Origin of the sequence: Kitasatospora sp. NPDC052896 (assembly GCF_044547075.1) — a bacterium.
Classification (GTDB): domain Bacteria; phylum Actinomycetota; class Actinomycetes; order Streptomycetales; family Streptomycetaceae; genus Kitasatospora.
In genome coordinates, this window is sequence record NZ_JBITZU010000001.1 from 722,529 (window position 1) to 739,005 (window position 16,477).

The 16,477-nt window shown below is 73.1% G+C and carries 15 protein-coding genes; 7 read left to right on the plus strand and 8 right to left on the minus strand.

What is annotated here, in order from left to right; translation table 11 throughout:
- Nucleotides 1–164: 164 nt before the first annotated feature.
- The 6 genes from ACIGXM_RS03370 to ACIGXM_RS03395 form a co-directional block, all read right to left on the minus strand.
- Nucleotides 165–500 carry a hypothetical protein gene (locus ACIGXM_RS03370; protein ID WP_396556299.1) on the minus strand — a complete coding sequence of 112 codons (336 nt, stop codon included), beginning with the start codon at nt 498–500 and terminating at the stop codon, nt 165–167.
- Between the two features lie 279 nt (nt 501–779).
- Nucleotides 780–2,144 (minus strand): FAD-binding oxidoreductase, encoded by a 1,365-nt coding sequence (locus ACIGXM_RS03375; protein ID WP_396556301.1) that lies wholly within the window; start codon nt 2,142–2,144, stop codon nt 780–782.
- Between the two features lie 290 nt (nt 2,145–2,434).
- Nucleotides 2,435–3,406: a hypothetical protein gene (locus ACIGXM_RS03380; RefSeq protein WP_396556303.1), complete on the minus strand. Its 972-nt coding sequence runs from the start codon at nt 3,404–3,406 to the stop codon at nt 2,435–2,437.
- Nucleotides 3,407–3,585: 179 nt separating this feature from the next.
- The gene (locus tag ACIGXM_RS03385) at nt 3,586–4,113 is read right to left on the minus strand and encodes a hypothetical protein (protein ID WP_396556305.1); all 528 of its coding nucleotides are present in this window, start codon (nt 4,111–4,113) and stop codon (nt 3,586–3,588) included.
- A gap of 164 nt (nt 4,114–4,277) precedes the next feature.
- Complete coding sequence (locus ACIGXM_RS03390) at nt 4,278–4,685, minus strand: hypothetical protein (RefSeq protein ID WP_396556307.1); 408 nt, start codon at nt 4,683–4,685, stop codon at nt 4,278–4,280.
- 140 nt (nt 4,686–4,825) lie between these two features.
- Nucleotides 4,826–8,110 carry a hypothetical protein gene (locus ACIGXM_RS03395; RefSeq protein ID WP_396556309.1) on the minus strand — a complete coding sequence of 1,095 codons (3,285 nt, stop codon included), beginning with the start codon at nt 8,108–8,110 and terminating at the stop codon, nt 4,826–4,828.
- Nucleotides 8,111–8,800: 690 nt separating this feature from the next.
- Between ACIGXM_RS03395 and ACIGXM_RS03400 the strand changes: the two genes are divergently transcribed.
- On the plus strand, nt 8,801–9,307 hold the full coding sequence (locus ACIGXM_RS03400) for a hypothetical protein (protein WP_396556311.1): 507 nt from the start codon (nt 8,801–8,803) through the stop codon (nt 9,305–9,307).
- A 189-nt stretch (nt 9,308–9,496) separates the two neighbouring features.
- Nucleotides 9,497–11,080, plus strand: coding sequence for an FG-GAP-like repeat-containing protein (locus ACIGXM_RS03405; protein WP_396556313.1), 1,584 nt, complete (start codon nt 9,497–9,499; stop codon nt 11,078–11,080).
- Between the two features lie 105 nt (nt 11,081–11,185).
- On the opposite strand, the gene ACIGXM_RS03410 is transcribed toward ACIGXM_RS03405, so the two are convergent.
- Together ACIGXM_RS03410 and ACIGXM_RS03415 are read right to left on the minus strand one after the other, a co-directional pair.
- On the minus strand, nt 11,186–11,671 hold the full coding sequence (locus ACIGXM_RS03410; RefSeq protein WP_396556315.1) for a hypothetical protein: 486 nt from the start codon (nt 11,669–11,671) through the stop codon (nt 11,186–11,188).
- 122 nt (nt 11,672–11,793) lie between these two features.
- The gene (locus tag ACIGXM_RS03415) at nt 11,794–12,804 is read right to left on the minus strand and encodes a LuxR C-terminal-related transcriptional regulator (protein ID WP_396556317.1); all 1,011 of its coding nucleotides are present in this window, start codon (nt 12,802–12,804) and stop codon (nt 11,794–11,796) included.
- Between the two features lie 187 nt (nt 12,805–12,991).
- On the opposite strand from ACIGXM_RS03415, the gene ACIGXM_RS03420 reads away from it, so the two are divergent.
- From ACIGXM_RS03420 to ACIGXM_RS03440, 5 genes are all read left to right on the plus strand, one after another.
- A complete protein-coding gene (locus ACIGXM_RS03420; RefSeq protein WP_396556319.1) occupies nt 12,992–13,198 on the plus strand; it encodes a hypothetical protein in 207 nt (68 codons plus the stop codon).
- Nucleotides 13,199–13,280: 82 nt separating this feature from the next.
- Complete coding sequence (locus ACIGXM_RS03425) at nt 13,281–13,643, plus strand: response regulator transcription factor (RefSeq protein WP_396556321.1); 363 nt, start codon at nt 13,281–13,283, stop codon at nt 13,641–13,643.
- A complete protein-coding gene (locus tag ACIGXM_RS03430; RefSeq protein WP_396556323.1) occupies nt 13,609–13,950 on the plus strand; it encodes a helix-turn-helix transcriptional regulator in 342 nt (113 codons plus the stop codon). Before ACIGXM_RS03425 ends, ACIGXM_RS03430 begins: the two co-directional genes overlap by 35 nt.
- Before the next feature lie 605 nt (nt 13,951–14,555).
- The gene (locus tag ACIGXM_RS03435; protein ID WP_396556325.1) at nt 14,556–15,140 is read left to right on the plus strand and encodes a TetR/AcrR family transcriptional regulator; all 585 of its coding nucleotides are present in this window, start codon (nt 14,556–14,558) and stop codon (nt 15,138–15,140) included.
- Nucleotides 15,141–15,217: 77 nt separating this feature from the next.
- Entirely contained in the window at nt 15,218–16,447 is a 1,230-nt protein-coding gene (locus tag ACIGXM_RS03440) for an MFS transporter (protein WP_396556327.1), read from the plus strand.
- The last annotated feature ends 30 nt before the right edge of the window (nt 16,448–16,477 follow it).

Here is a 16,477-nt window from a genome sequence, read left to right on the forward strand (position 1 = left end):
GGACCGGCTCACCCGACCAGGGGTGCCACCCGCCGTCCGCGGCCATGCCGGTGGGCGGCGCCGTTGCCGACACCGCCCACGGACCCGGAGTGCGGTGACCCTTTCCGCCGCCGGGCCGGCCTTCCAGGGTGGCGCGCTACCGCCCCGTCAGGCCGGAACCGACCTCAGCCGCCGATCGGAGCGAACTGGATCTGCACGTTCTTGTCGCCCTGGCCCGACAGCACCATGCCGGAGTTGTCCTTCACCCCGAGGGTGTTGTTCTGGTTCGAGGCGCCGTCGCCGGTGGCGGTCTGCTGCGTCCAGTTGTTGTTGCCGTCGATGGTGCCGAAGACGTTGCCACTGCCCACGGTCGAGACGACGCTGCTGTTGGAACCGTTGTCGGCACCCGCGCCGTCGTTGGCGAAGGCGGAGGCGGAGCCGGCACCGGCGAGGAGCAGACCCGCGGCGAGCGGAGCGGCGGCGAGAGCGACGGCCACGCGGGCCGAGCGGAAGCGTGCCATGGGATCCTCCAAGGAGCTTGGACCAATGAATTGCCAAGACTGGTGCGGGAGTTCACGGCCAGATGAACCCCTGCGGGCTGCGACGCCGAAGAACAGACTTGCTCAGCAAATCGAGAACCCGCCAGTGCTCCGGGTCCGTTTCCCTCGAACGCGTGACTTCCGGGCGCTAAACCAGGAACACCGGAAAGCCGATACGCATCGGTCACCGCACCGCTCCGACCAGCGTCCAAGGCCGCTTCCGCTCCGACCGGACGCCCTGGTCACGAGGTCCGGAACGGCTCAGAACAGCTTGCCGGGATTGAGGATTCCCAGCGGGTCGAACAATCCTTTCATCTGCTTTTGCAGCTCCAGACCGACCGGTCCCAACTCGCGGGCCAGCCAGTCCCGTTTGAGCAGACCGACGCCGTGCTCCCCGGTGATCGTGCCGCCCAGTTCCAGGCCCAGCGCCATGATCGCCTCGAAGGACTCCGCGGCCCGGGCCACCTGGTCCGGATCGGCCGCGTCGAAGGCCACGATCGGGTGCGTGTTGCCGTCGCCCGCGTGGCAGACCATGCCGATGGTCAGCCCGCAGCGCTCGGCGATCGCGGCCACTCCGGTCATCATCTCCGCCATCCGGGAGCGCGGCACCGCCACGTCGTCGACCATCGTGGTGCCCAGCGTGTCCAACGCGGTCAGCGCCAACCGCCGTGCCGCCAGCAGGAGTTCGGACTCCGCCTGATCCTCGGCCGGGACCACCTCGGTGGCCCCGGCGGACCGGCACAGCTCGCCCACCTCGGCCAACTCGCGCAGCCGCTCCGGCCCGTCGAAGGCCACCAGCAGCAGCGCCTGGGTCGACTCCGGCAGGCCCATCCGGGCCATCCGGTTCACCGCCCGCACGCTCACCGCGTCCATCAGCTCCATCAGCGACGGCACGAACCCCGCCTCGCTCACCGCGCAGACCGCCGCGCAGGCGCTGTCGGTGTCGGCGAACTCGGCCACCAGCGCCAACTGCGGCGCGGGGGCCGGCCGCAGCGCCAGCACCGCGCGGACCACCACCCCGAGGGTGCCCTCGGACCCGACGAAGAGCCGGGTCAGGTCGTAGCCGGCCACCCCCTTGGCGGTCCGCCGGCCGGTCCGCAGCAGCCGGCCGTCGGCCAGCACGACGTCCAGGCCGAGCACGTACTCGCTGGTCACGCCGTACTTGACGCAGCACAGGCCGCCCGCACCGGTGCCGATGTTGCCGCCGATCGTGCAGGACTCCCAGCTCGACGGGTCCGGCGGGTAGGCCAGCCCGTGCTCGGCGGCCGCCCGGGACAGCTCGGCGTTGACCACGCCGGGCTCGACCACCGCGATCCGGTTGACCACGTCCAGCTCCAGGATCCGGTCCATCCGCACCAGCGACAGCACGATGCAGCCGTCCACCGCGTTGGCCGCGCCCGACAGCCCGGTCCGGGCGCCCTGCGGCACCACCGGGACCCGCAGCTCGGTCGCGGTCCGCAGCACGTGCTGCACCTCCTCGACGGTGGACGGGAAGACCACCACCGCCGGCGCACCCGCCGCGCAGAACCCCGCCATGTCGTGCCGGTAGCTCGCGGTGACCTCCGGGTCGACGGTCACCGCCGACTCCGGCAGCCCCTTGAGCAGCCGCTCGGTCAGCTCGTCCACGCCCGCCTCCTCAGCTCCGGGGGCGGGCCTGGCGCCCGCCCCCGCCCTGCACTCTGCCGCGTGAGCGGCCCGGGCGACAGACGACCGCGCCGCGACCGCCGCCGGTCGCCGCCGGCCGCGGCACCGCCGTCGCCCCGGTCGCACCGGGCCGGCCCGTCACCGTGATCGTCCGTCCCACGACCCCGGGCGCACCCGCCCGCGCGAACGCGACCGTCCCCGGCCGGAGCGTTCCGGTCGGGGACGGTCGCGTTCGTACCCGGTGCTCATCCGCACCGGTGTGTGACTGGTACTCAGTTGCCGCGCCGGGCACGGCGCTTTAGACCGAACAGCACCGCGCCGCCGGCGGCGAGCAGGGCGGCGGCACCGGCGAACAGGGTGCCGCTGTTGCCGCCGCCACCGGTGAAGGCCAGCGAGGCGTCGCTGGTGGCGGGGGTCGGTGCGGCGGCCGGCGCGGAGGCCGGGGCGGCGCTGGCGCTCGCGACGGGCGCGGGGGCGGCGGGGACCGGGGCGACGGCCGGCGCCGCCGGGGCGGAGGTGTGCGCCGCCGGAGCCGGGGCCGCCTTGTGGACGGGGGTCGGCGCGGTGGTCGGCTGGTGGCTGGGGGCGGGCTGGCTGGGGGCGGGCTGGCTGGGGGTGGGCTGCGCGGTGGGCAGCTGGCCCATCAGGTCGAGCTCGTTGCTGGTCAGGCCGGCCTGGCCGTCCGCGGCGCCCTCCGTGCCCACCAGGAAGTAGTTCTTGACCTGCTCGGCGACGGTGGTGGGCGTGGTGATCCGCAGGTCGTAGCTGACCGACTGCCCGTCCGCCAGCGGGCTGTCGAGCGCGGCGGAGTCGACGAACACGGTCGGGTCGCAGCCGGGCCGCGTCGGGAGGTCGACCACGCCACCGCCGTGCACCCACTGGACGACGGTGTTGCCCTGGTTCATGACGCCGAGCGTGGTGAAGAAGGACGGGACGAGCGTCACGTGCTGGTACCCGGCACCGGTGTGGTTGGTCGCGGTGACCTGGACCTCGAAGGAGGTCCGACCCGCCGAGCTGGTCGTCCCGACCAGGCTCGTGGCGAGCGTGGGCGAGCCGTGGTGGGCCGGGCCACCGGCGACCGGGGTCTCCCCGGGCAGCGTCACCGAACCGTGCGTGCACGGGGTCACGGGGTGGCTGTCGGCCCACGCGGGGACGGTGGCCGCGCCGGTCGCGGCGAGCAGCAGGGCGGCGACGGCGGCGGTCTTCTTCGCGGCCGCGGACAGGGCAGGGCGCTGGATGGTCATGATGGTCCCCCAAGGACATCGACGTGGTGCTGGTGTGGTGTCGCGTCCCCTGACCGTTTCCCCGGCTCAGTCCGTCGCGCAGGGAAAATTCTTCCAACCGATCATCCGCAAGTCGTATGCCTACTGTCACGGCCGCGTCACGAGCGTTTCCGCCCCCGCGACGGGCCGCGACGGGACGGTCAGGCGGCCCGGAGGGCCGGACCGGAGGCGACCCGGGCGTTGGTGGCGCGGTAGGCCCGCAGCCGGATGGTGACCAGGCGGGCCACGGCCTCGCCGAGGGCCATCAGCACGAAGGCCGCGACCCAGGCCTGCGAGCTGGTGATGTGCTGGTCGATGCTGAAGTTGGTGACGGTCTTGCCGAAGCCGGTGTGCTGCTCGGCCAGGACGAACGCGATCCGCGCGCCGATGCCTCCGACCCACAGCACCGCGGCCAGCGCCCCGGCCTTGGCGAAGGCCCCCTCGGCGGTGACCCACACCCGGGTGACCAGCCCGCACAGCACGCCGAGGCTGATGCCGGCGGCGGCCAGCACGACCTCGAGGCCGAGGTCGCCGCCCGCGGTGGGGATGGAACGCAGGTAGTAGAACGCGGTACCGGCGACCAGCACGACCGGGAGGACCAGGCTCACCAGGTCGAGCCGCCCGCCCTTCATCTGCCGAACGACCAGAAGGACCAGCACCAGCTGCACGCAGTACTCAGTAGTGGACATGCCCCCACTCTCCCGCCGCACCCCCGCCCGGGGCGTCAGCCCGCGGGTTGGCCCCCGGGTGGACCCGTCCCTCCACCCCGGGGTTGACCCACCCACCACCGGGTTGACCGGACGCGGCACGGGCGGGCACCGGCATGCCGCCGACGCCCGCCCGCCCGACCCTTTCAGTGGACGCGACCCACCGCGGCCTCGGTGAACCACAGCCCGACCGCCATGCAGGCCAGCAGCACCGCCATCACCTGGACCTGCGTCGCCCTGGACAGCTCGTTTCCGCGGTTCCGGCCGTTCACCGCCATGTCCGCGACCTTCGTCCGCATCTCCCGCCGCCGCCCCACCAGACTCAGCGAAACGCCCAGGACCACCGAGGCGTACAACGGCAGCAACTCACCCGGCCCCATGTGCTTCACGAGCCCCGACGCGGCGGCGAAGAGGGCCCCGGCGACCGGGCCGAGAGACACCCGGATCCGGTAGCCCCGATTCGGCATCAACGGAACGAGAGTGATCAGGTAGACGACCGTCACAGCGACGGAGACGAGCCACCAGATCGACTCGGAGATGTGCGGAGGCTGCATTCTCTTTCCTTGCCCGGCTGGGGTCCGATGGCAGACCCCGGCACTTCGTTCATTACTGATCGGTGATTTTCCCGCGTCGGGAGAAGAACTCCCCGTGCGACGGCCGCGCTTCCTCGGGAGCTTCTCCCGCACCACCCGTGCTACCAGGTGAACAGACCCACGATGCTGGATACCGCCTCATGGGCCTTCGTTATCGACTTCGTCGCCACCGAGGTGATTCCGGACGATGCGATCACCTTGTTCATGCCGGACATGACTCCGCCCAGCGCCATTCCGGCAACACTACCGACGAACTCCTCACTGGTAAAGCCATACCCAAGACCGTACAGCCCGGTACTGATCACCCCGGTGACGAGAGAGGCGCCGCCCAGAAGGGGTGTGGCGACGAGGTCCACTCCCGGGATGAAGCCCGTGACGAACGCCCCGACCCCCAGGACGGTGCTCACCCGACCGAGGCGCTGGGCCCACTCCTGGGCGGTCCCCTTCCAGTCGGCGGGTGGCGCCGGAGCGCCGCCGGAGTTCGGGCCCGAAACATCGGTGTTCGACGCGGGGATGTCGACCCGGTCGTTCTTCGGGTCGTTCGCCGGGTTCTGCCCGGTCCTGGCGTTCTCCCTGGCCTGCTCCGCCGCCCTGGCCGCCGCTTCCGCCTGCTCCCGCTGGCTCTGCTGAACGGCGATGTCCCGGGCCTGACGGGCGGCCTGATCAGCCGCGGCGGCGTCCTTGCCGGCCGCCACCGCTGACGCGCGGGCCCCGACCGCGGCGGTATGGGCGCCGGAGGCCGAGGCGTTGGCCTGCTGGGCGGAGACGGCCGCCTGGTTGACGGCGTAGTTGGCCTGCCGCACCGCGGTCCTGGCGGTGCTGGCGGCGGCGCCGGCCTGCTCGGCGGAGGTGGTGGCCCGGGCGGCCGAGTCACTCGCCTCGGCGGCTCGGTCGCGGGCCTGCTGGGCGTAGCCGTTGGCCTGGTCGGCCGAGGTGCGGGCCTGGTCGGCCCAGCCGGCGGCTTCCTGGGCGGCGCCCCGGGCGTTGGCGGCCGCCTCGCCCGCCTCGGCGGCGCTCTGGTGGGCCTGGGCCGCCACTCCCGCGGCACCGGCGATGGCGGCGCGGATGGCCGCGACGTGGGTGGCGGTGTCCTGGTCCTGCTGGGCGGCCTTGTACCGGACCCGGGTGACGAAGTCGTGCTGCATCGAGACCGGTCCGGCCATCGCGGCCTGGGCGGCCGCCCGCAGATTCGGACCGGCGTCGTTGAGCAGGCTCAGCGTGGCGACCCGGTCGTCCTCGGCCAGGGCGGTTCGGTAGCCGGTCGTCAGGAAGTCACGCAGCGCCTTGACACTGCCGTCGTTCATGGCGGCGTTCGCGGCGGCCTTGACGGCCTTGCCCGCACCGTTGAGCAGCTTGAGGGTCTGGACCCGGTAGTCGTCGGCCTGGACGTCGTAGGCGCCGTCGGTGAGGAAGGCCGTCACCTTGGCGGGATCGTCGCCGTCCAGCACGCCCCGGGCCGCCTCGGCGAGGACCGGGCTGCCGATCTGGGCGAGGTGGAGCACCTTCTCCCGATCGTCCTGCTGCAGGGCCTTGACCTGGTCGGTCCGCACCCAGGCGACGACGGTGTCGTCGTTGCCGACGACCGCGTCCCGGGCCGCCTGGCGGGTCCAGGCGCCGGTGGAGCCGAGCAGGTTCACCGCGGCCTTGCGGCCCAACCGCGCGACCTCGGCGGTGTCACCAGAGGCCGCGGCCCGCTCGAGGAGGTCCTGGGTCGTCTGGTCCAGCTCGGCGGCCTGGGTCTGAACGCGGTTCAGCTGGTCCTGGTCGTCCTGATCGGCCACCGCGATGGCGGTCGCCTCCTGGACGGCGAGCTTCTGGTCGGCCTCCAGCCGGGCCTGCTCGCTGTCCTCGGTGAGCTTGGCCACGTTCTGGGCCTGTGCCACCGCGGCCGAGGCGGCCTGCGCGGCCTGGCTCGCCGCGTTGGCGTGCGCGGTCGCCTGGTTCGCGAAGTCCTGGGCCTGGCCCGCGTGCTCGACGGCGTCGTCCGCCGCCCCGGCCGCGGCCTCCGCGTGATCGGCGGCACTGCTGGCGCTGCCCTGCGCGTCACGGGCGGCCGCCGCGGCGGCGCTCGCCAGCGAGTTGGCCTGCCCTGCGGCCGCGCCGGCCGTCGACGCCGCGCCGCGCGCCCGGTCGGCGGCCTCCGCGGCCTTGCGGGACTGCGCGGCCGACACACCGGCGCTGCGCCCGGCGGCCGCCGCTGCCTCGGCCGCCGCTGCCGCGTCCTGGCCGGCCTGGGCGGCAGCGCCGGCCGAACGGCCGGCCTCGGCGCTGGCATCGGCGGCGTGCGAGGCCGCCTCGGCCGCGGTACGGGCACCGGCCGCGGCGTCACGTGCCTTCTGGGCGGCCTTGCGCGCGGCATCGGCCTGGCTCGCGTTGGCGGACGCCGAGGTGGCGGCCTGGTAGGCACGCGAGGCGGCCTGCCCCGCCGCGGCCGCGGCCGATGCCGCGGCGGAGGCGGCCGCGGAGGCCGCCCTGGCGGCGGAGACCGCGGTGCTGGAGGCCTGGATCGCCGTCCGCGCCGCCGATGCCGCGGCGTCGGCCGCCTCAGCGGCGCGCCCGGCGGCCCGGCCGGCCTGCTGCGAGTCCTGCCTGGCCGCCTCGGTCTCCTTCGCCGCCCGTTGCGCCGCCTCCTTGGCCAGGCGGGCCGCGTCACTCGCTGCGGCGGAGGCGTCCTTGGCCGCGTCGGTCTCGGCCTTGGCCTGCTGACCGGCCTCGTTGGCCATCAGGACCAGCTGGTCGACCGTCAGCGTCTCCTGGTCACGGGCCCGGGCCGTTTCCAGACCACTGGTCAGGAACCGGGAGATGTCCGCCGCCGTGCCCGACATCGCCTGCTGCGCGGCCTTCTTCACCTCCGGCCCGCCGGTCCGCATGAGCTTGAAGACCCTGACCCGGTCGTCCTCCTCCCGGGCGGCCTGCACCCCGGTGGTGAGGAAGGCGTCCAGGGCCTTGTCGCTGCCGTCGTTCAGCGCCTGCTGGCCGGCCTCGCGCACCGCCCGGTCGGCGTTGTTCATCAGCCGGAGCACCGCGACCCGGCGGTCGTCGCCGAGCGGCTGCGCGAACCCGGAGGTGACGAAGGTGTGCAGCTCCTCGTCGGACCCGCTCAGCGCCCTCTGGGCCGCCTCCCGTACCCCCTTGCCCGCCAGCGGGAGCATCCGCAGCACCGCGAAGCGCTCGTCCTCCGCCTGAGCCTGCTTCAGTCCGTCCGTGAGGAAGGCGGTGATCTCCTGGTCACTGCCGCTCAGGGCGTCGGCGGCCGCGCTCTTGGCGGTCGGACCGCCGAGCTGCCATGCGTCGAGCACCTGGACGCGCGCGTCCGCGGGCAGTGCGCGGCCCTGACCCACCGGCTCGGCGGACACCGCCGAGGTGCCCAGCACGGTCACAGCCATCGTCAGTGCCGTGGTCGCCAGGAGTACCGCGCGTGGTCGTCGTCGCACGCGCGGTGCGCTCGATGTCTTCATGCCCCTACTTCGCTTCCCCGAGGGTTCATCTGCGTGGCGGCCGCGGCTCTCGGCGACCACCGGCGTGATCTTTGCACAGGAAAAGAGAAGGTAATGAAACGGTAAATTGCTTGACCGGGATGGGCTCCGCTCTCATTCAGGTAACTGCTGATCACACATGATGGGAGAAAGCAGTCCTGACGTTGCGTCATGTCTCCCGAGAGCAACCCGGGGCGACCACGAGACATGGATCACAGACAAAGGCCACCACCGGAGCCGGGGGTCGAATGGGCTTCGGCCGAATCCGGCCAGCCACGCCGACCCGGCCGACACCCCCATGGCTTTGCCAATGATTTGCAAACTCATGGGGCATGTCATACGTTTGCGCCCGCGCCGGATCACGGCCGGATGTCCCCGTCCCGTCACAGGGTCAGGGCTCGCCGACCGGACGCGGGTCAGCGGACGGCGCCGCCCGTGCGGCTGCGATGTGACGGCCCCTTGCCCTGCCGGGATCCGAGCGCCGGGTCGCCCGGACCCGTGGCGCCGCGCGCCGCGGCGGGCCCGGACCCGTCGCCCACCGCGGCGCCCGCGCACGACCTCTCACGACAGGCACCTCACCCCACCAGGAGCAGCACTCCCATGACACCGTTCTCCCGGAACGTGGTGGCAGCCGTTGCCGCCGGCGCCGTCCTCCTCACCGCCGGCGCCGGTATCGCCCTGGCCGCCGACAGCTCGACCGACACCAGGGCGACCGCGGCCACGTCCGCCACGCCGCCCCCGGCGGTCGAGGACTTCAGCTACCCGGGCGCCGACAGGATCCTCGCCGAGAAGGGCATCAAGCTGATCAGCGGTGACGGGCACATCACCCTCGCCGAATGCGGCGCCGCGCCCGGCCAGTTGGAGGTCTGGTCCCGCAGCAGGCCCAAGTTCTGCTTCCAGGTCACCGGGAAGGGGGGCTACCTGGCCCTGGAAGTCCCCAAGGTCTACGGCTTCATGGGCAACAGCTACGACACCCAGATCGACATGACCGTGGCCAACGAGAAGAAGTCCTTCGACATCGAGAAGGACGCCTGGGTCCAGGTCGGCGAAGCCGCCGACCCCAAGGAGCGTGACCACACCCTGGTGGAGATCCGCTCCTCCAAGTAGCGGCGGCACCAACACCGGTGTCATCCGGAGCTCGGGCACCTTCTGGTCCTCGGGCGCGCACCCGAGGCTCCGGGACGACGGCGCCCACGTCACCTACCGGAAGGGCGGCGGCGAGGGCATCGACGGCGCCATCCGGAACACCGACACCTTCGCCCGACCGACACGTATTCAGAAAGCCAGGACCTGCTCATGCGCCTGACCCGTCCGCGTAGCACCGCGGCGACCGCCCTGTTCCTCGCCGCCCTGGGCGGCAGCGCCCTCACCGTGGGCGGCGCCGCGCCCGCCGGCGCCGTCGCCGGTGGTGCGGCGGCCGGCGGCGACCAGCCGTTCACCGTCAAGCTCGACATCGGCGGCAAGCGCTCCTGCACGGGGGCGCTGGTGGAGGCCCGCTGGGTGGCCACCGCGGCGAGCTGCTTCGCCGACGACCCCCAGCAGGGGGCGAAGATCGGCGCCGGCGCGCCGGCGCTGAGGACCACGGCCACCGTCGGCCGCACCGACATCACCCGAGGGGACGGTCATCTGGTGGACGTCGCCGAGCTGGTGCCGCGCGAGGACCGCGACCTGGTGCTGGCCCGGCTGGCCCAGCCGGTCTTCGACGTCGCGCCGGTCGCGCTCGCCACCACCGCGCCCGCCAAGGGCGACGTGCTCAGGGCCGCCGGCTACGGCCGCACCAAGGACGCCTGGGTGCCCGACGTCGCGCACAACGCCGCCTTCACCGTGGACACGGTCGGGGACGGCACGCTCGACGTCTCCCCCGCGGCGGCCGGCGCGGCGATCTGCAAGGGCGACACCGGCGGCCCGGCCTACCGGGAGCGGACCGGCGGCTTCGAGCTGGCCGCGCTCAACAGCCGTTCCTGGCAGGGTGGTTGCCTCGGCGAGAGCGAGACCCGGACCAGCGCGGTGGAGACCCGGGTGGACGACATCAGCCAGTGGATCCAGCAGAAGGTCGGGCACCGCTCGGCCGCCGCGAACGAGGTGGGCGGCAGCGACCGGGTGCGCTGGGCCGACTGGGACGGCGACGGCAAGGCCGACTACCTCACCGTCGGGGACGACGGCGCGGTCTCGGTCTACCTCAACCGCGGCGGCGACGGCCACGGCGGCTGGCAGGAACTCGGCCAGATCGCGCGGGGCGTGACCACCGACCGCAGCCGCGTCCGGTTCGCCGACTTCGACGGAGACGGGAAGGCCGACTACCTGGTGATCAACCAGGACGGCTCGGTGACGGCCTACCTCAACCGCGGCGGCGACGGCAACGGCGGCTGGCAGGTGCTGAACAAGGTGGCGGCCGGGATGACCACCGACCAGAGCAAGGTCCGCTTCGCGGACTGGGACGGCGACGGCAAGGCCGACTACCTCACCATCACCGACACCGGCACGGTCTCCGCCTTCCTCAACCGCGGCGGCGACGGCCACGGCGGCTGGCAGGAACTCGGCCAGATCGCGCGGGGCGTGACCGGCGACCGCACCCGGCTGCGCTTCGCCGACCTGGACGGCGACGGCCGGGCCGACTACCTGGTGGTCAATCCGGACGGCGCCGTCACCGCCTACCTCAACCGCGGCGGCGACGACCACGGGGACTACCAGCTGATCAGCCGGGTCGCCAACGGGCTGACCACCGACCACGACCGGGTGCAGTTCGCCGACTTCACCGGCGACGGGCACGCCGACTACGTGCTCGCCAACCCGGACCGCAGCGTCACCGTGTACGCCTGGAACGGCGGTGACGGCAACGGCGGTTGGAGCGACCTCGGCAAGGTCGCCAGCGGCGCCTGAGCCGTCAGCACCGGGCGGGCCCGCGGTCCACGACCGCGGGCCCGCCGTGTTCGGCGGCGAGGTGGTGGGGGCGGGCCGTCCCGGGGGCGGTGAGGCCTGCCGGAATCAGAAGTCCTCGGTGCTCGCGTCGATCGGGCCGGATCCCGCGTCGGGCCCCAGGTAGCTGAGCAGGTGTCGCGAAGTCGGGGAGAGATCGGCGCGCCAGGCGCACCGCGGCGGTATGTAGAGCACCTCGCCGGCCCGCAGCCGGCACTGCAGCGCCACCGGCGCGGCGGGCCCGGCCCCGGAGACGTACCACTCACCGACCCCGACGGTCTGGTGCACCATCACGTGCGAGTCGACCGGCGCGTAGCGCACCGAGTCGCCCGCGACGGTGCCGCGCACGGTACGCACGGCATAGCCGGTGAGCCGGCCCAAGCAGACTGCCAGCAGGTCCAGTTGGTCCGCGCTGGCGGCGGGCCGGTACGCGGGGTGCTCGTGCTCGGGCCAGAAGACGCCCGGTGAGCGGTCGTGGTGAACGGCCAGGAAGAGGGCCAGTTCCCGATGGTGGAGCTCCGCCGCCTCGGCGGCCGTATGCTGCGTGTCCGGCATGTCGAGCTTCCCCCGTGTCGTCCCCCCGCCCGACCTCGCCCGGGTCGGCCGGGACGCCCAGAACTGTTGACCGGGTCATGGGGGGTACGGGAACCATGCCACACCACGCGGACCGACGGTAGTCACGTGTTCACGTTACCGGGGCCGTCCGCCGGCAGCGGATCGTCACCGTCCAGCAGACCGCCGACCGCCGCCGCGACCCCGGCCTGGAACCGGCTGGTGGCGTTCAACTGCTCCATGATGTCCGCGATGTGACGCCGTGCGGTGCGCAGTGACATGCCCAGCCGACGGGCGATGGTCTCGTCCTTCAGGCCGGCCGCCAGCAGCCGGATGATCGTCTCGTGGATCTCCCGGGAGACCTGCCCGAGCCCCTGGCTCGCCGCGTCCGCGAACGGCGTGGCGCGTTCCCAGGTCTGCTCGAAGATCTCGCACAGGTAGCCGACGGTGGACGGCTCGCTGATCACCACCGCACCCCACGAGCCGTCCTGCACCGGGATGAAGGCCCGCTCACGGTCGAAGACGATGAGCCGGCCGAAGAGCTCGTGCGCCGTCCGGTACTGGGCGCCGAGCACGGAGGCGGCGGCCACGTAGGCCTGGCTCGGGACGTTGAACCGGGCGGTGTGGTGGTACAGGGTACGGATCCGGATGCCGCGCTCCAGCATCTCGCGGTCCCGGTCGATCGCCTCCTGCATCGCCGCGGGGACCCGGGAGCCACCACCGGGCTGGCAGGAGAGCATCTCCTCGGCGCAGTTGGCCGCCGCGCGGGTCAGCGCCGCGCGCACGTCCTGCAGGTTGTCCAGCACCTCGAGACCGCCCGAGCTGGGCGACGAGGAGCGGTGGTACGCCTGGGTGTAGCGAACCAGCGCCTCACGGATCCCGACCAGCCGCTGCCGCTCCTCGCGGATCCGCTCCTCGATCGGCGCGGCGAGCTGGGCGGTGGCCGTCTCCGGCGCCACCGCGTAACCCACCGCCGGATCCTCGGGGGTAGTGTGCACGAGCCGGGCGGAGATCAACCGGCCGATCGAGTCCGTCGCCTCCTGAACGGCCAGCGCCGTCCCCTTGGCGACCGCCTCCGGGTCCACCGACCGGTGCTTGCCGATCCAGGCGTAGACGTCCAGGTCGATCTCCTGCAAGTGGGCGGCAGGGGAGAAAGTGCTGTTTGCCTGCACTTTGTCCACTTCTGCCCACCTGTCATTTTGGTGTTTGGCACTTTGGTGAAGCGTTTGACCCATGGCAGTCAGGATAGGCAGCGAGCGACGCTTCACAGGTGACCGAACGAGCCCCTGCCCCTGGGGCTCCGGAACCCACCTGGAGAATCCCATGCAGCGACTCACCTTGCTCAAGCGGATCGTCAACACCACGGCGGTCGCCGCCGTGCTGGTCATCGGGGCCGCTCCGGCCGTCACCGCCGCCGCGGCCACCCCCCACCCGACGCAGCGGACGTCGGTGCTGGCCGCCGCGGACCGGGGCGGCAGGTTCAACTGCCCCCGCCACTTCAGGTGCGACGACAGCTCCTGGGGCGGCTGAGCCGGCGGTCGCGCCATCCGGTCGCACCGCCCGCCTCCGGCGCACCGCTCACCTCGTGGACCGAGTAGACCGAGAGGCCACCATGTCGTTCGAGACCCCGCCCCCGCCGGCGTTCAGCCCCCGCGAACGGGAGATCCTCACCCATCTGGCGGAGGGCGCGACCTACCAGGTCATCGCGCACCGGCTGGGGATCAGCCCGCACACCGTCGACACCTACGCTCGCCGGCTGCGCGACAAGAGCGGAGCCGCCAACCGCGTCCAGCTGGCGCTCCTGGCGGTCCGGCTGGGGTGCGCGGTGCCGCCCCACCCGTTCGCTCCCCGCGACGCCCGTCCACCACACAGAGCAGAGGGAGACCACGATGGACGCTTCGAGCACCAGACGCCCGCCCCCGAGGCACGGCGGTGGAGCGGTGGGCGGGACGCCGCAGGGGGCGTCGGCGGCTGAGCCGGACGCCCCGGCCGGCGCTCCCTGCTCGGTCACCCTCGACGAGCGGCAGCGCAAGCTCATCTCGCTGCTGATGGCCGGCCACACGGACTCCAGCGCGGCCCACCGGCTGGGCATCAGCCCGCGGACCGTGACCAACATCCTGCGCTCGCTGATGGACCGGCTCGGCGTGGACAACCGGTTCCAGCTCGGCGTGGCCCTGGGCGCCCACCTGCGGCTCACCGCCCCGAAGACCCACCTGCGGCCGGGCACCGGACACCGCGGCACCGTGCACCAGGGCTCGCGGGCCTTCGACCGCGCCACTTGAGTGTCCGTCAGAGTTCCTGTCAGACCGCGATGCTTCGGAGTTCGGACCAACGCGGAACCCCTCCCGGGTGGCCGCGTCGAGCGCTCAGGACCGCGCCCGGGGCAACGGCCGACTGCGCAGAAGTCCGCTGCCCCGGCCTCCGGCCCCGACAAGGAGACCGGAGATGCCTCAAGCATGCACCACGGCAACTCCCGTCCGCAGCAGCACCGCAGAGCCCGCGGAAACACCGACAATCCCAGCACTGTCACCTGCTCACGGGACCGGGCACGTCCCGCTCCGCGTCCTGCCGCGTCCTGCCGCGTCCGGACGCGCGGGAGGCCGTTCGGACCGCACGGTGCCGGGCCGACTCGGTGCGACGCGCCAAGAGCCTTGTCAGCCAACGGGTTTGGGATTCGGCGGGGCGACCGGTGGGATCAGGTGGGCCCGGGCTTCGGCACCGGCGCCCGGCCGGCCGCCGCTGTCCGGTCCGCCGCGATGCCCGGGATCCGTGCCGAACCGTCGCGGCACTTCGGGGGCCCGCCGCGAGGGCCGGGTGCTCCAGCGGCCCCCTCGGGCCGAGGGTGCTCAGGCAACACGACGCAACTTCTTCGCGTTAAGCTGTACCCATGAGTGCCCGAGCAGCCGCACGCCCCGGCGGGCGCAGCGCCCGCGTCCAGCAGTCCGTACACCAGGCCGTCCGAGATCTCGAGGCGGAGCTGGGCCGGGACGCGCTCACCGTGCCCCTGATCGCCGCCCGCGCGGGGGTCACGCCGTCCACCGTCTACCGGCGCTGGGGAGATCTGCGGGAACTGCTGTCCGACGTGGCCGTCGAGCGGCTGCGACCCGATACCGCGCCGGCCGACCACGGCAGCCTGCGGGCGGACCTGGCGGCCTGGGCGGAGCAGTTCGCCGAGGAGATGTCCTCACCGGCGGGCCGTACCTACATCCGGGACGCCCTGCTGGGCGACCCGGAACAGGGCAACGCGGCCCGCTGCTCCGACTACGCCGCCGAGCAGTTGAAGGACATCGGCGTGCGCGCCGCCGGACGCGGTGAGGCCGTGCCCGACGTGGAGACCCTGCTGGACGTCGTCGTCTCCCCCCTGATGTACCGCATCCTGTTCCGCCCTTCGGACCTGTCCGCGACTTACACCGACCACCTCGTGGAGGCGGCGCTCGGCCGGACTCCCACCATCCCTCGCACTAAAAGCTAAGAAGTTGCGTTTCGGGGGCCGGGGACTGCTACTCTCTCCTTAAAGCAAAGTGTTTGCCTTAAGGCTCAGAGGTGCTCATGCCCAGCGTCACAGCCCCGTCGTCCCGTCTCCGCCACCTCCCCGTGTTGGGCCGCCGCAGCGCCTTCACCCTCCACGCCTCCGTCCTCGTCGGCCTGCTGGCCGCCTCCAGCGCGCCGACCCCGCTCTACGCCCTCTACCAGGCCGCGTGGCACTTCTCGGCCATGACGGTCACCGTCGTGTTCAGCGCCTACGCACTCGCCCTGCTGGTGGCACTGCTCGCCGCGGGAACGCTCTCGGACCACCTGGGCCGACGCCCCGTACTCGTCGGCGCGCTGCTCGCGGAAGCCGCCGCGATGGCCCTCTTCGCCACCGCCCAGGGAGTGCCGACGCTGATCGCCGCCCGGATCCTGCAGGGCCTGGCCACCGGCGTGGCCACCAGCGCCGCCGGAGCCGCCCTGCTCGACTTCGAGGACCCCGACCGGCCGGGCCGGGCGACGCTCGCCAACAGCACCACCCCGGTGGCCGGCATGGCGGCCGGCGTCCTGGTCTCCACCGCCCTCACCCAGTACGCCCCCGCCCCCACCCGCACCGTCTACCTCCTGCTGCTCGTGCTGTTCGCCGTACAGACCGCCGCGGTCCTCCTCACCACCGAGACCGCGCACCCCCACCCCGGCGCATGGCACTCGCTGCGCCCCGGCGTCAGCATCGCGCCCGCCTCCCGCCCGGCCATGACGCTCGTCGCGCCCGGCATCATCGCCGCCTGGGCGCTGGGCGGCTTCTACTCCTCCCTCGGCCCCTCACTCGCCCGGCTCATCGCCCCGCACGCCGCACGGGCCACCGGCGGCCTGGTCTTCTTCACCCTGACCGCCACGGCCGGCCTGGCCGTCCACGCCGCACGGCCGCTGGCCGCCCGCACCGTGAGCCTCGCGGGCACCGCGGCCCTGATCCCGGGGGCCCTGCTGACCCTGAGCGGACCGCACCTGCACAGCCTCCTCGCCCTGTTCGCCGGCACCGCCCTGGCGGGCGCGGGCTTCGGAGCCGTCGGCCAGGGCGCCCTGCGCCTGCTGCTGCCCCCGGCCGCACCCGGCGAACGCGCCGGAACGCTCGCCGCGTACTACGTGCTCAGCTACCTCGCCATGAGCGTCCCCGCGGTCCTCGCCGGCCTGCTGACCAATCTGTACGGCCTCCAGACCGCCGTGTCGCTGTACGCCGTGACGGTGGTCCTGCTGACCCTGATCGGCCTGACCAGGCTCGCCCGCACCACGCGGCGACCCGCCACCGCCTGACGCCACCCCCGCCCGCACCCCCTTCGGAAA

Bases quoted from the DNA above. Each gene is read 5' to 3' on its own strand.
- ACIGXM_RS03440 (WP_396556327.1), top strand. From the start codon at position 15,218: ATGCCCAGCGTCACAGCCCCGTCGTCCCGTCTCCGCCACCTCCCCGTG.
- ACIGXM_RS03420 (WP_396556319.1), top strand. From the start codon at position 12,992: ATGCAGCGACTCACCTTGCTCAAGCGGATCGTCAACACCACGGCGGTC.
- ACIGXM_RS03370 (WP_396556299.1), bottom strand. From the start codon at position 500: ATGGCACGCTTCCGCTCGGCCCGCGTGGCCGTCGCTCTCGCCGCCGCT.
- ACIGXM_RS03395 (WP_396556309.1), bottom strand. From the start codon at position 8,110: ATGGCTGTGACCGTGCTGGGCACCTCGGCGGTGTCCGCCGAGCCGGTG.
- ACIGXM_RS03390 (WP_396556307.1), bottom strand. From the start codon at position 4,685: ATGCAGCCTCCGCACATCTCCGAGTCGATCTGGTGGCTCGTCTCCGTC.
- ACIGXM_RS03410 (WP_396556315.1), bottom strand. From the start codon at position 11,671: ATGCCGGACACGCAGCATACGGCCGCCGAGGCGGCGGAGCTCCACCAT.
- ACIGXM_RS03435 (WP_396556325.1), top strand. From the start codon at position 14,556: ATGAGTGCCCGAGCAGCCGCACGCCCCGGCGGGCGCAGCGCCCGCGTC.
- ACIGXM_RS03405 (WP_396556313.1), top strand. From the start codon at position 9,497: ATGCGCCTGACCCGTCCGCGTAGCACCGCGGCGACCGCCCTGTTCCTC.
- ACIGXM_RS03425 (WP_396556321.1), top strand. From the start codon at position 13,281: ATGTCGTTCGAGACCCCGCCCCCGCCGGCGTTCAGCCCCCGCGAACGG.
- ACIGXM_RS03400 (WP_396556311.1), top strand. From the start codon at position 8,801: ATGACACCGTTCTCCCGGAACGTGGTGGCAGCCGTTGCCGCCGGCGCC.
- ACIGXM_RS03385 (WP_396556305.1), bottom strand. From the start codon at position 4,113: ATGTCCACTACTGAGTACTGCGTGCAGCTGGTGCTGGTCCTTCTGGTC.
- ACIGXM_RS03380 (WP_396556303.1), bottom strand. From the start codon at position 3,406: ATGACCATCCAGCGCCCTGCCCTGTCCGCGGCCGCGAAGAAGACCGCC.